The sequence below is a fragment of the Microcoleus sp. B9-D4 genome, from assembly GCF_036705105.1.
GTDB lineage: Bacteria > Cyanobacteriota > Cyanobacteriia > Cyanobacteriales > Microcoleaceae > Microcoleus.
Genome location: NZ_JAUBTS010000009.1, coordinates 152,609 through 167,518, shown reverse-complemented (window position 1 = coordinate 167,518; position 14,910 = coordinate 152,609). Strand labels below are relative to the sequence as shown.

Below are 14,910 nucleotides of genomic sequence, written 5' to 3'. Positions count from 1 at the left end.
AGCTGGGTGCGGGGAAACTCGCACGCCCAGATCTAACTGAGAGGTGCGGGGAGTAGTATCCCCCATCGACTCAACCAAAATCGGGGTATCAAATTTTTCGGCTCAAACTCATGTGCAGCAAGAGTTTGATGCCCCTCCTCTGAAAAAACGATTCACGGAAAGTCTGTAAGCTTTACAGGATAAGCTTTTGGAGGGAGTATGGAAATTTGGGTATTGACAAGCCGCAGGCTGGAATGGTACTTTTGTTTTAGATTCACGGAACTGCACCTTGAAAACCAAATACAGCAAGGCTTCTGGAACGGGCCGCCGCCGAAAACAACCTAAAACCCTACCAGGGATTGCAGAAAGCTTTGTTGTGAATTGCCCAGTGGTGCGCTGGCCGCCGAAAACAACCTAAAACCCTACCAGGGATTGCAGAGCGCGATAAATTGTCCTAAATCTACCCAGTCTAGCCGCCGAAAACAACCTAAAACCCTACCAGGGATTGCGCGAGACCCTCATGCAGGCTTTAACTCATGGCGTGATTGCCGCCGAAAACAACCTAAAACCCTACCAGGGATTGCGCGAAATGCAACACCCTCTACTGCAAAGGAACAATCAGCCGCCGAAAACAACCTAAAACCCTACCAGGGATTGCATTGATCGTCTGGTAATGCGAGTTCGATTTCGATCACCGCCGAAAACAACCTAAAACCCTACCAGGGATTGCATTTGTGGACAGCGGTAAAATTTGCAAGTGCAGCTAGTGGAGCCGCCGAAAACAACCTAAAACCCTACCAGGGATTGCGATCGAAATCGATTCCGGCTCGGTAGAATCGATTTCAGGCCGCCGAAAACAACCTAAAACCCTACCAGGGATTGAAACAAAAAACAATATTGCTTTTTAAAAACATCAACCTGCGGCCGAAAACAACCTAAAACCCTACCAGGGATTGAAACGAAACAATGCAAAATAATCCTTGAAAACATCACTAGCCGAAAACAACCTAAAACCCTACCAGGGATTGAAACGCGGTAACTTCCCCTAGAACAGACTCTGCAATTGGCCGAAAACAACCTAAAACCCTACCAGGGATTGAAACGGGATTTGTAAGGCATCTTAAGGATAAGCAATGGCTTATGCCGAAAACAACCTAAAACCCTACCAGGGATTGAAACTTGGAAATAGTGAACCCAAAAAGCTTAAAACATCAGCCGAAAACAACCTAAAACCCTACCAGGGATTGAAACATCTAGAAAAACCCTGTCATGTTGCTCTTGACGCGGGCCGAAAACAACCTAAAACCCTACCAGGGATTGAAACTTTGCTCAAATAGTGTAAGGATGGCACGATAAATGGGCCGAAAACAACCTAAAACCCTACCAGGGATTGAAACTTTGAGGCGGATTCGAGGGAGATGTGCCCTGAGCTTGGCCGAAAACAACCTAAAACCCTACCAGGGATTGAAACTTTGAGGCGGATTCGAGGGAGATGTGCCCTGAGCTTGCGAAGGGCCGAAAACAACCTAAAACCCTACCAGGGATTGAAACAAAATTTTTCAGTATCAGCGGCACGTCTTCCAAGCCGAAAACAACCTAAAACCCTACCAGGGATTGAAACATGTAGCGCAAAATTATTAGCCAAATCTAAAGTGGCCGAAAACAACCTAAAACCCTACCAGGGATTGAAACGAACTGTTGCCAGCAAAACTTGTATTTGAGTTTGGCCGAAAACAACCTAAAACCCTACCAGGGATTGAAACTTACCCTGTTTCTTGGCTTCGGCTTCTAATTTGGCCGAAAACAACCTAAAACCCTACCAGGGATTGAAACGAGAAAGAAAGTAATTTGCTGGCGCGGGCGTTTGCCGAAAACAACCTAAAACCCTACCAGGGATTGAAACAACCGCGCGTGGTACAGGCCAAATGCGCCAATGGCCGAAAACAACCTAAAACCCTACCAGGGATTGAAACTTTATATCATAAGGTGGAAACTCAAACTCTGGTTCTTTTTGCCGAAAACAACCTAAAACCCTACCAGGGATTGAAACTAAAGGCAACCGCCACTGCCCGCACCCGCCGCGAGCCGAAAACAACCTAAAACCCTACCAGGGATTGAAACTTCCCCTACGAAAATCTTGCGACACAGTATCTCGGCCGAAAACAACCTAAAACCCTACCAGGGATTGAAACGGTGGTGAGTTCGTCACATTCTGACTTCAATATTGCCGAAAACAACCTAAAACCCTACCAGGGATTGAAACAAGACATTGCATAGCCTTAGTTCCGTCCCAGTCAAGCCGAAAACAACCTAAAACCCTACCAGGGATTGAAACTATTGAAAAGTCAGCATTCCTCGTGGATCATCTAGGCCGAAAACAACCTAAAACCCTACCAGGGATTGAAACGGTAGTGGAATATCTGAGACCCAGCGGGGACATGGGCGACCGAAAACAACCTAAAACCCTACCAGGGATTGAAACGTACACTTTATTTTCCGCAAGAATTATTGAAGTATTCGCCGAAAACAACCTAAAACCCTACCAGGGATTGAAACGGTGCTGACATTTTCTACGCTGGACATTTAAGAAATGCCGAAAACAACCTAAAACCCTACCAGGGATTGAAACCTAAATATTGACAATGCAATGCTGGAATTCCTAATGGCCGAAAACAACCTAAAACCCTACCAGGGATTGAAACTGCAGGGATAACCCGTTCATACTGTCGGCACAATCCGAAAACAACCTAAAACCCTACCAGGGATTGAAACCAGGGGCATCAAAAATTTCTTGGATGAATTCAGATGCGAACCGAAAACAACCTAAAACCCTACCAGGGATTGAAACCCTTCTGCTGTGCAGTTGTCTCTTTTCTAGTTGCTACCGAAAACAACCTAAAACCCTACCAGGGATTGAAACGATTTAGATAAATTATGCCAACAGTATGGCCGGACTTGGGCCGAAAACAACCTAAAACCCTACCAGGGATTGAAACAGCACTGATTTTGCCTACAATCTGCCGTGTGCGATCGGGCCCGAAAACAACCTAAAACCCTACCAGGGATTGAAACAAGGATTGAAGTTATTAGAGGAGGCATTAAACTTGATTCTCGCCGAAAACAACCTAAAACCCTACCAGGGATTGAAACAAATCTACACTTTGTAGGTGCTGCCGCCCTCTACCCGAAAACAACCTAAAACCCTACCAGGGATTGAAACAAAGTAGCTGCAAGCACGATCGAAACTCCGCAACCGAAAACAACCTAAAACCCTACCAGGGATTGAAACTGGGTTTGCCCGATCGAGGACTGCTGCGCCTGGACTCCGAAAACAACCTAAAACCCTACCAGGGATTGAAACCGACCATAACGATCGACTGTTAGCGGCTGCAATTTAACCGAAAACAACCTAAAACCCTACCAGGGATTGAAACATTCAGCATCGGTAATAGCTGTTGATTTTAATCTGCCGAAAACAACCTAAAACCCTACCAGGGATTGAAACATCGAGCGCAAAGAGTTTGAGCTTGCGATTGAGACCGAAAACAACCTAAAACCCTACCAGGGATTGAAACACTATTTGAGTAATGTCATGTGTGCTCATTTTGCCGAAAACAACCTAAAACCCTACCAGGGATTGAAACACGATGTACTTAACGTAAGACTGGCATCCACCGACTCGGCCGAAAACAACCTAAAACCCTACCAGGGATTGAAACACGCGGTTGAGATGGCGTAAGACAGCTAGAACACTCCGAAAACAACCTAAAACCCTACCAGGGATTGAAACTTGGTGGAATCAGGCCTGCTATAAGCCCCAAAGCTCTTTCTACCGAAAACAACCTAAAACCCTACCAGGGATTGAAACCTTCTATCCCCGGCGGTACGATCCAGAGAGTAGCGCCATTCCGAAAACAACCTAAAACCCTACCAGGGATTGAAACAAGAATACGAGCGCCTGGCCTAATGCGGGTTTGCGGTAAATCTACCGAAAACAACCTAAAACCCTACCAGGGATTGAAACAGACGAGGTGAAGATTGCCAATGGGGTAACACAGGTCGGGGCCGAAAACAACCTAAAACCCTACCAGGGATTGAAACGACATACTTCCCAGACAGGGCTACCTTAAAAAGAACCGAAAACAACCTAAAACCCTACCAGGGATTGAAACGCGCCATTAAAACGGCTAATTCGCAATACATACGCCCGAAAACAACCTAAAACCCTACCAGGGATTGAAACAGTAATTTTTACAACTACCCCTCCTAGCGAGGGGTTTACCGAAAACAACCTAAAACCCTACCAGGGATTGAAACTTGTGAATTTAGGGATTGGGGTCACGGTACCAAGCCGAAAACAACCTAAAACCCTACCAGGGATTGAAACTAAGCAATTTTAGGTGTCGGCGAAACCGCGCAAGCCGAAAACAACCTAAAACCCTACCAGGGATTGAAACTGATTTATCAAGAGCGTAAACTTTTAGATGCCAACCGAAAACAACCTAAAACCCTACCAGGGATTGAAACAAGGGTAGTATCAATCTCATCAAACCAGGCTAAGTACAGCCGAAAACAACCTAAAACCCTACCAGGGATTGAAACAAAAAATCTAGCTGCATAGAAACACCCCCAAACCACCGAAAACAACCTAAAACCCTACCAGGGATTGAAACCGCTGGTAATATCGCGCGTCAATTAGCTGACAAGGCCGAAAACAACCTAAAACCCTACCAGGGATTGAAACAACCTATCCCAACCTTCAGTCATTTCTGAAAGAGCTTCACGCCGAAAACAACCTAAAACCCTACCAGGGATTGAAACAGTAGAATCGATGGCTGAAATAGCAAATATCTTCCGAAAACAACCTAAAACCCTACCAGGGATTGAAACGCCCTCCTTTTTTGAGAGGGATGATGACTACCCCGACCCGAAAACAACCTAAAACCCTACCAGGGATTGAAACGCGCATCATTAAGAGTTGCGGCATCCCCTTTTGGGGCGCAAAACCGAAAACAACCTAAAACCCTACCAGGGATTGAAACAATTGTGCAACTTCTTGGCTAATCCAGTATCAGCCCGTCCGAAAACAACCTAAAACCCTACCAGGGATTGAAACTTCCCCACTCTTAGGATAGCTCCTAGGAGTACACCGAAAACAACCTAAAACCCTACCAGGGATTGAAACTACAGTATCTTTCTATGCTAAATAGCTCTTCATGAATTAACCGAAAACAACCTAAAACCCTACCAGGGATTGAAACCGAAACAAAATGTTTGAGGTCTATCAGTTAATCTGGCCGAAAACAACCTAAAACCCTACCAGGGATTGAAACTACCAAGAGGTATCTGGCAGCGTTTTAGAAGCGATCGAGGCCGAAAACAACCTAAAACCCTACCAGGGATTGAAACATAAATAAACCTATTGCCAACTACCAATTTTTCATCCGAAAACAACCTAAAACCCTACCAGGGATTGAAACGCAGACTGGATGACCGCGACTACTTCAGGAGCCGGCCGAAAACAACCTAAAACCCTACCAGGGATTGAAACAAAAGCGATCGCCGAAAACTGCAACTTAACCAAAGACCACCGAAAACAACCTAAAACCCTACCAGGGATTGAAACAGAAATAGCGCGCTGAAAGCTAGACTTAGTAAGCCGAAAACAACCTAAAACCCTACCAGGGATTGAAACTTGGATTGGGCTTTGGCTTTTGGGATTGTGGCTTCGCCGAAAACAACCTAAAACCCTACCAGGGATTGAAACATGAAATCTACATAAAAGCCGAGAAATCACTGAGCAAGCCGAAAACAACCTAAAACCCTACCAGGGATTGAAACCTTTCAATGACTGAGGAATGTTTAGACAAGATTAACCGAAAACAACCTAAAACCCTACCAGGGATTGAAACTATCATCAAAATCCCCAGGCTTAACCGTATACTTGCCGAAAACAACCTAAAACCCTACCAGGGATTGAAACTGACGTTCCTCCAGTTCTTAAAAAATCGGGTTTTGTTATTCCAGACCCGAAAACAACCTAAAACCCTACCAGGGATTGAAACACACCACTTAATGGCAGGTGTCGCCAAGCTATTATTTACCGAAAACAACCTAAAACCCTACCAGGGATTGAAACTAGGCGGTTCGCTACCGCCCCACATCATGCAAACCCGAAAACAACCTAAAACCCTACCAGGGATTGAAACAGACTGCCATCACTTCCATGAATTGTGAGGCTACCCGAAAACAACCTAAAACCCTACCAGGGATTGAAACAATTACCTCAATAATATCATGATTCAAGCGCAGGCCGAAAACAACCTAAAACCCTACCAGGGATTGAAACTTAATAATAATTTTATTGCCACGCGGAATAATTTTTCCGAAAACAACCTAAAACCCTACCAGGGATTGAAACGAATTCTGACTAAAGTACGATCGCCCAAGGCCTGACCCGGCCGAAAACAACCTAAAACCCTACCAGGGATTGAAACGATGGTTTTGAGCCTTTAATCCGTTTGACGTGCAGATGCCCGAAAACAACCTAAAACCCTACCAGGGATTGAAACTTTTCAAAGCTTGAGTGTTCGCGGTGTGGTCTGTGCTATCGCCGAAAACAACCTAAAACCCTACCAGGGATTGAAACGAGGCAAGGCAATGGGCTGATTAATGATTTGAACCCGAAAACAACCTAAAACCCTACCAGGGATTGAAACACATCACGTAAACAGTATTTGGAAGTCTTTGGTGACCCGACCGAAAACAACCTAAAACCCTACCAGGGATTGAAACACTTTCGTAACTTTCTTCGGATCTCACAACTGACAACCGAAAACAACCTAAAACCCTACCAGGGATTGAAACCAGATTGCGATTGCCAAACGGTCAGCAGCAATTTTACCGAAAACAACCTAAAACCCTACCAGGGATTGAAACAAATCGGCTAACTGTGAACATTTCAGAACCAAAGCACCGAAAACAACCTAAAACCCTACCAGGGATTGAAACTTTAATGCGTAGCTTGCACCCTGTTTTGTTTCTGTTAGCCGAAAACAACCTAAAACCCTACCAGGGATTGAAACACAAAGTGGAATAGACTTACTACTTCTAGTTTTCCGAAAACAACCTAAAACCCTACCAGGGATTGAAACTTCGGCAACTCCACTGCTGGAGCCTCGTGCATCAAGCCGAAAACAACCTAAAACCCTACCAGGGATTGAAACAAAAAAGCAGTCACGCTTTACAGGCAAGGTTTGGCGGCCGAACCTCAACCGAAAACAACCTAAAACCCTACCAGGGATTGAAACCTAGATCCTCATGCTGGTTACGGCCAGTGGGAAGGCTGCGAAAACAACCTAAAACCCTACCAGGGATTGAAACGCTCACGCAGAAGGCCGCAAAGTTTTGTTATTCCGAAAACAACCTAAAACCCTACCAGGGATTGAAACTTTTGAGTGCTTAAATGGTAGCGTTATTGCTGCGAGGGAGGGGGCCGAAAACAACCTAAAACCCTACCAGGGATTGAAACGATCCTCTTCAAACTCAGCGCTTTAATTCTCTAAGCCCGAAAACAACCTAAAACCCTACCAGGGATTGAAACACTCTCGCGCTGAATTCGTACTTTGAAATAAGCCATGCCGAAAACAACCTAAAACCCTACCAGGGATTGAAACCTTTAAGCAGTGGCCAAGTGCGATTTAAGTTTTTATGCCGAAAACAACCTAAAACCCTACCAGGGATTGAAACCTCGCAGCTATCTATCTCCTTACTCATCTCCTTGGCCTTAAACAAGTTTACTTCCAACACTCACAGCACAGGTGGTGCTCATCGATAATCTCACATTTGATAAAAGTGCTCCGATTCAGGAATTGATTCAAACAGCAGGGTGTAGACTATTATATTTACCGCCATACTCTCCAGAGTTTAACAAAATTGAACAAAGAAGAGTCTTGGCTAAAAAGTCAAATTCGTAAACAGCTTGATGAGTTTGATTGCTTGCATTTTGGCGACCCTTGGATGTCTTGCGCCTGGGAGCATAACACCGGCCGTTGCTAAATGTAATTTCCCAGATTCTTCAGTTGACAAAACCTCAAAATTATGACCACTCAAACAACTTCTCCACTCCTACTCAGTCCCTTCAAAATCGGAGATTTACCCTTAAAAAACCGGGTACTCATGGCACCCATGACCAGAGCCAGAGCCGGTGAAGCGCGGATGCCCAACGCCTTGATGGCAGAGTATTACACTCAGCGAGCCTCCGCTGGTTTAATCATTACAGAAGCCACAGTGGTTTCTACTCAAGCTAATGGTTGGCTCAATACCCCCGGTATTTATTCAGACGAGCAAGGCGAAGCTTGGAAACAAGTTGTGACTGCGGTTCATGCCCACGAAACGCCGATTTTCATGCAGCTTTGGCACTGCGGACGAGCTTCCCACAGCAGTTTTCATCAAAACAACCAATTGCCAGTTGCAGCCTCTGCCATTAAAATAAACGGAGAGGGCATTCATACCCCTCTAGGCAAACAACCCTACGAAACTCCCCGCGCTCTAGAAACCGATGAAATCTCCCTAGTTGTAGAAGATTATCGCAAGGCGGCGGAACGGGCAAAAATGGCAGGTTTTGACGGTGTAGAAATTCACGCGGCAAACGGCTATCTCATTGACACATTCCTGCAAACCAAAACCAACCACCGCACTGATTCCTATGGCGGATCAGTTGAAAATCGCTACCGTTTTCTTAAGGAAATTGTCGAGGCGATTCTCACAGTATTTCCCGCCAACAGAGTGGGAGTTAGGCTTTCTCCCAACGGTGTTTACAATGACATGGGTTCTCCAGAATATCGAGAAGATTTTCTGTATTTCGCGAAGCAGTTAAATGCCTATGATTTAGCTTACCTTCACTTGGTAGACGGTCTGGCATTTGGCTTTCACGAATTGGGAAGGCCGATGATGATAGGAGAGTTTCGCGATGTGTTTACAGGGCCCCTCGTCGGCAACTGCGGATATACTCAAGAACAGGCTGAAACGGCCCTGAGCAGCAAAGTTGCGGATTTAATAGCTTTTGGTCGGGATTTTATCAGCAATCCTGACTTGGTAGAGCGTTTTACTAATGGTTGGCCACTCAATCCGCCTGCTGAAGTCGGCGTCTGGTATTCTTTTGGGCCTGAAGGTTATATCGATTTCCCTACCTATCAGGAACCTGCAGCTATTTCTTAGTTGAGTTGGTTGGGGCGGGTTTATCAATAAATACCGAGTATGTGCATCATAGAGAATGGTCAACCCGCCCCTAAAAGATGTATGGTTAATTTCTCAAAATAGGAGTCAGAGTTGGACTCATATTTAATTTTAATCGCCCGTTGAAAACGAGTATTTATTATTTGTAAAAACACTTCTTATGGCTCCTGCCTCCCGTCCCCTGCCTCCTGCCCCCTGCCTCCCCTCTCCTGCCTCCAATTTCTAGCTTGTCGGCAAAAGTGAGAGGCTCCCAGTTGAGATCCAGAACGTTTCCTCCTATCCTAATAACCATAGGGTACTTGAAAACATCCAAGCTGCTAGCTCAGCGTTTGAGTGCCTGAAAAAAATCAATAGCGGAAGCGCTTTTAACAAGATGGCACAAAATCACAAATCCACGGTTATCATTACCGGCGCTTCCTCCGGCGTCGGTTTGTACGGCGCGAAAGCTCTCGCAGACAAGGGATGGCACGTAGTCATGGCCTGTCGGGACGTGCGGAAAGCCGGAGACGCTGCGCGAGAGTTGGGTATACCTGAAGGCAGTTTCTCCATCATGGAGATTGACTTGGGCGATTTGGAGAGTGTGCGTAGGTTTGCTCGGGCATTTAAGGCCAGCGGTAGGCCTCTGGACGCTTTGGTGTGCAACGCGGCGATTTATATGCCTTTGATTAAGGAACCGCTGCGGAGCCCGGAGGGTTACGAGTTGACGATGACTACCAATCACCTGGGTCATTTCCTGCTGTGCAACCTGATGATGGAAAATATGAAGCCTTCCTATTATTCCGATGCGAGAATCGTGATTTTGGGAACTGTGACTCACAATCCAGACGAGTTGGGCGGGAAGATTCCGCCGCGCCCGGATTTGGGCAAGTTTGAGGGTTTTGAAGCGGGTTTCAAAGACCCGATTTCGATGGTTGATGGCAAGAAGTTTGAACCAGTCAAGGCTTACAAAGATAGCAAAGTTTGTAATGTGCTGACGATGCGAGAATTGCACCGCCGTTTTCATGAATCCACGGGGATTACTTTCACTTCGCTTTATCCGGGATGCGTTGCGGATACGCCGCTTTTCCGCAATCACTATCCCCTATTTCAGAAGCTGTTCCCGCTGTTTCAGAAGAATATCACCGGGGGTTATGTATCGCAGGAGTTGGCGGGAGAAAGGCTGGCGATGGTGGTTGCTGATCCAGAGTACAAGCAATCTGGGGCTTATTGGAGTTGGGGAAATCGCCAGAAAAAAGATGGTAAGTCTTTTGTGCAGAAGGTTTCTCCGCAGGCCCGCGATGATGAAAAAGGCGAGCGGATGTGGGAGTTGAGTGCTAAGTTGGTGGGATTGACTGACGGGGCTCAAATGGGTGCTGCGGCTGGTGCGGGCCGGTCTGCATAATTCAGAGTTACAAATCCCCTTGATCAGGCTTGGCTGTTGAAACGGCGTCTACGCACAGGATGTGGGTAGACGCTGACTCAAGAATAAAGGGGTATTAAAGTCGGATTTGGGATGATGCACCAAAATCAAAGAAACCGGGTTTTTTAGTGGCTTTGCGGGTTGTAACTCACATCTTCCACCATTCTTCAGAACAGGCTTTTCGGCCTGTTCCACAAGAAAATTTATCTCTTGTGGAACAGGCGTAACTCACATCTTCCACCATTCTTCAGAACAGGCTTTTCGGCCTGTTCCACAAGAAAATTTATCTCTTGTGGAACGGGCCGAAAAGCCTGTTTATAAAAAAATTATTGAGAATGAATGGTGCCAGATATCAGTTGTAGCGCGTATTTTCGGACACAACCCGGTTTCTGGTTTACCCTGGCGTCCAGGACTATTCTGCTCGCTGCATTACCATGAAAGGGTAGGTTTTGCAACCAAAAAATTTTGGTTTTTTTTACTGTTTACGATCGACTTACACGATATTTTTTCGGATAATCACCCGATTGAAGCGTAAGTCTTGGGAAATGAACAGCCGTCGATCGACCTTTTGGTTTGTAGCCGTCGCCGAAACTGTTGGCTGCGACGGCTGTTTCCTTTTTGGCTGTTAAGATTGATTTTTACTTGAGGGTGCTGACTTCCTGAAAATATTTTCCCCCACTTAAGCGAGATAATAATTATATCCTATGGCTTGTCGATCGCAAAAACTATTTTTACTCGCTGGAATCTTTGGGTTAGTTGGGCTGGGAACACCTGCGAAAACCTCCGCTAGCACAGTTGAAATTTTGACCTCAAATGTTGAGGATTTGGCCGCAGTTAGCAGCAGAGACGATCGAGCTTTCCTTCCCGATACTAATCTTGACAAACGCGAAGACTTGCCCGTAAAAGACGAGGAAACGCAGTTACCCACAGAGTCAGAACACTCGGTGGCGGCGGAAACTTCCGACTTACCGCCGTCTGCAGGAAATTCAGTCGATGTGACATCTTACACCATTGTCAAGAACAGACAAGATGCCTGTTCCACAACGAGTGAGTTTGATTGTGGGGTGGGCATCCTGCCCGCCCGTAAAAGGCTGATTGACAATGGTGCAACATCTCAGCCCGATCGCACATTTAGCACAAAAACTCCAGAAACCGAGCTTTTTAACTCAGATCAAAAACTAGAAGACAATATTGACCGACAAAAAATTGATTTGGGTATCGATCGAGCCTCCCAACTTGCCCAACTGCCCAACCCAATTCGGCCACGAGAACCCGAATTACCAGCTCCTGAGCCGCCGCAACCCCCAGCGCCGTCTCCCCTCCAACCCACGCAGCCAACACCCGTTGAAAGCGAAATTAGACCAGGCATTCTGGGTACAATTAAGGTCGCTGGCTTTGAATTTGAGGGCAACACAGCTTTTAGCGATCGCGAACTCGCAGAAGTTACGCAACAGTTTGCCGGCCGCGAAATCACCTTTGCTGAACTGATCGCAGCCGAAGCAGCCGTCACTCAAAAATATGTAGCCGCCGGATACATCAATTCCGGCGCTGTAATTCCCGCCAACCAAACCTTTCCTAGAGAAGGAGGTGTGGTGAAAATTCGGATTGTAGAAGGCGGATTAGATGAAATTGTGATTAGTGGAAACAGGCGCTTAAATTCAAATTACGTGCGATCGCGCCTTGAACGCGCCACCAGACGGCCCCTCAATCGCGATCGGTTGCTGGAAGCCTTGCAACTGCTGCAACTCGACCCCTTAATTGGCACTATTTCCGCCGAACTCCAAGCCGGAAGCCGCCCGGAAAACAGCCGCTTAGAAGTGCGGGTAAAAGAAGCAGACAGCTTTAGCGCTGAAGTGTTCGCAGACAACAATCGATCGCCCAGCGTCGGCAGTTTTCGGCGCGGTGTTCGCATCAATCAAGCAAATTTGCTCGGTTTGGGCGACGGATTAGAGGTATCTTATGCTAACACCGACGGCAGCAACGAATTTAACGGCAGCTACACAGTCCCCGTCAACGCGCGCAACGGCACGATTGGGTTCGCTGCGAGTGCTGCTAGCACCAATATCATCGAGGAACCGTTTGATGCTGCTGAAATTGAGGGGAAATCGCGGACTTACGAGTTAACTTACCGCCAGCCGATTGTCGAAAAGCCCGATCGCACTTTGGCTTTGGGACTAAGTTTTTCGCGGCAAGAAAGCGATACATTCCTTTCTGGAAAAGAGTTTGGGCTTTCAGCGGGAGCAAACGAGCGCGGTGAAACGCGGGTTTCGGCTGTGCGCTTTTTTCAAGAATACGTGCAGCGGAGTTCCAGCCAAGTGTTCGCGGCGCGATCGCAATTCTCCCTCGGCACTAATCTGTTCGGCGCTACTGCGAACGATAGCGGGCCGGACAGCCGTTTTCTGGCGTGGCGCGGACAAGCCCAGTACGTGCGGCTGTTAGCGCCAGAAACCTTGCTGATTGTGCGTTCCGACATTCAATTAGCCGATCGCCCCCTGCTTTCCCTCGAACAAATCGGGATCGGCGGCGTTCAAAGCGTGCGCGGATACCGCCAAGATTTGCTGTTAACTGATAGCGGTGCGATCGCATCTGCAGAAGTGCGAATTCCGGTTTGGCGTGTCCCGGAAGTCGAAGGATTGTTGCAAGTCGCTCCGTTTATCGATTTTGGGTTAGGGTGGAACAATTCGGAGGAAAAGCCGAATCCCGACTCGGATAAACTGCTGGGTGCGGGTTTGGGGCTGGTTTGGCAGATGGGCGATCGGTTGAATGTGCGTTTAGACTACGGTATTCCTTTGATAAATGCTCGATCGGGCGATCGAACTTTGCAGGAAAAAGGCTTATACTTTCGGATTAATTACTTTGCTTTCTAAATTTTAAGTTGGGTTGAGTGCGATCTAAACCCAACACTTTAGACCTCTCCAACAATTATTGTGGAACAGGCATCTTGCCTGTTCAATACTGACTTTTGTGGAGATGTCTTTTCATCTTTAGCGCTGACGGTCAAATTTTATTAAGTGGCGGCCTCGATCGCACGATTAAGCTGTGGGATGTCGCGACAGGATGTTGTATGAGGACGTTGATGGGCGATCTGTATGAAGGCATGAATATTCGAGGCAACGGAATTGACGAATGCTCAAAAAGCGACATTGAAAGCGTTAGGGGCTTTGATTTGACACTCGCCGGTCTCTAGCTTGCTTCCTGCAGGGTAGACACGGAGTTTTTGCGTATGCTTCTGCAGAAATGGTTTTCTATTGTTGTTCAGCGGGGATTTGTACCACTCATAACGTTCCTGGTCAGCGGTTGCCGAGATCTTTGCACCTCACCCAAGCGGATTGGGTCAATCCGCTGCACCAGGGTTGTTAGGCGGCTGATTTTTGTCCCGTTTTTTTTTATACCACTTCCAGATAAAAGGACAAATTGGTACAAGAATACTTGCCCATAACCACTCCAAATTACCAGAAACAAAAGTTGATATCTGCTGACCTACAGAAACATCTACTTTAATTGTCTTATCAAATGTTCGTATAACAAGTGGTACTTTTTCATTCGATACATTGATAATTGCTGACAGGGTAAGATAAAGATTCTGATTCCCATCTTTCGTAGGGGTGACTTCCCATTTCCACTGCGTTGTTTTGCCTCTGTATACAGCCTGTTCCTGTGGAACTAATGCCTCAATCTTAAAACCTTGTCCCGAAAGGTCTGCTTCCATTCGATTTGATATCTGTATTCGTGCCGACTCAATCTGCTCCTGAGACTTCAAAGAAGATTGAAGCTCTTGGACAGATTTGGTTGACGATAAAAGCAATTCGATAATTTTAGGTTCTTCAAACTGCATTTTCTTGGGTGTGTCAAATGCAATATTCCCCCATTCGAGGTTAGTCACTATCTCATCCACAATACCCATAGAGGTCGGAGGTATGGGCGAAGCACTAGGTGAAGGCATAGGAGGCGACATGCTAGGTAAAGGCGTATTTGATGAGGTTCCTCCTGGAGAAACCTCATCTTTGATCGGCACAACTGCCAGAAAAATCACTATCGCAATACCAACTAAAAAACCAAAGATTGCAAGCTTATTCCTCATAAGTATTTCTAACTAACGCCTTCTTGAAAAAGTGCCGAATAGATAGCCTCAGTTAACTTAACTTTGAACACTGACAAATATCCTTGCTTGGCGCCCCACCGTAGACTTAAGCAGCCTAACGATTTAGTTCAACTGCGCGCTATCGCCTCTCAACGAAGCTAACAATCTTAAATTCGCGTCAGTTGCAACGACTAGATTTATCGAAGCACCCCAT

6 protein-coding genes, 1 pseudogene and 1 CRISPR repeat array are annotated in these 14,910 nt (G+C 46.4%); of the genes and pseudogenes, 6 read left to right on the top strand and 1 reads right to left on the bottom strand.

Annotation, left to right across the window (positions count from 1 at the left end; genetic code table 11):
• Positions 1-309 precede the first annotated feature (309 nt).
• A CRISPR array of direct repeats spans positions 310-7,728; the repeat unit is 36 nt; unit sequence CCGAAAACAACCTAAAACCCTACCAGGGATTGAAAC.
• A gap of 68 nt (positions 7,729-7,796) precedes the next feature.
• The 6 genes and pseudogenes from QUB24_RS08430 to QUB24_RS08405 all read left to right on the top strand — a co-directional run.
• Positions 7,797-7,919, top strand: a pseudogene (locus tag QUB24_RS08430) (transposase); the annotation flags it as partial.
• A gap of 160 nt (positions 7,920-8,079) precedes the next feature.
• Positions 8,080-9,198, top strand: a complete 1,119-nt coding sequence (locus tag QUB24_RS08425; protein WP_333152380.1) for an alkene reductase — start codon at positions 8,080-8,082, stop codon at positions 9,196-9,198.
• A gap of 391 nt (positions 9,199-9,589) precedes the next feature.
• A complete protein-coding gene (locus QUB24_RS08420) occupies positions 9,590-10,597 on the top strand; it encodes a protochlorophyllide reductase (protein WP_333099251.1) in 1,008 nt (335 codons plus the stop codon).
• Between the two features lie 310 nt (positions 10,598-10,907).
• Positions 10,908-11,150 carry a hypothetical protein gene (locus QUB24_RS08415; RefSeq protein WP_333152378.1) on the top strand — a complete coding sequence of 81 codons (243 nt, stop codon included), beginning with the start codon at positions 10,908-10,910 and terminating at the stop codon, positions 11,148-11,150.
• A gap of 169 nt (positions 11,151-11,319) precedes the next feature.
• The gene (locus QUB24_RS08410; protein ID WP_333152376.1) at positions 11,320-13,482 is read left to right on the top strand and encodes a ShlB/FhaC/HecB family hemolysin secretion/activation protein; all 2,163 of its coding nucleotides are present in this window, start codon (positions 11,320-11,322) and stop codon (positions 13,480-13,482) included.
• A gap of 95 nt (positions 13,483-13,577) precedes the next feature.
• Complete coding sequence (locus tag QUB24_RS08405) at positions 13,578-13,802, top strand: hypothetical protein (protein ID WP_333152374.1); 225 nt, start codon at positions 13,578-13,580, stop codon at positions 13,800-13,802.
• Positions 13,803-13,949: 147 nt separating this feature from the next.
• Here the strand turns inward: QUB24_RS08405 and QUB24_RS08400 are convergent, their stop codons facing one another.
• A complete protein-coding gene (locus QUB24_RS08400; protein WP_333152373.1) occupies positions 13,950-14,696 on the bottom strand; it encodes a hypothetical protein in 747 nt (248 codons plus the stop codon).
• Positions 14,697-14,910 lie beyond the last annotated feature (214 nt).

Excerpts from the sequence above, each read along its gene's own strand:
- QUB24_RS08400 (WP_333152373.1), bottom strand. The coding sequence starts at position 14,696 with ATGAGGAATAAGCTTGCAATCTTTGGTTTTTTAGTTGGTATTGCGATA.
- QUB24_RS08425 (WP_333152380.1), top strand. The coding sequence starts at position 8,080 with ATGACCACTCAAACAACTTCTCCACTCCTACTCAGTCCCTTCAAAATC.
- QUB24_RS08420 (WP_333099251.1), top strand. The coding sequence starts at position 9,590 with ATGGCACAAAATCACAAATCCACGGTTATCATTACCGGCGCTTCCTCC.
- QUB24_RS08410 (WP_333152376.1), top strand. The coding sequence starts at position 11,320 with ATGGCTTGTCGATCGCAAAAACTATTTTTACTCGCTGGAATCTTTGGG.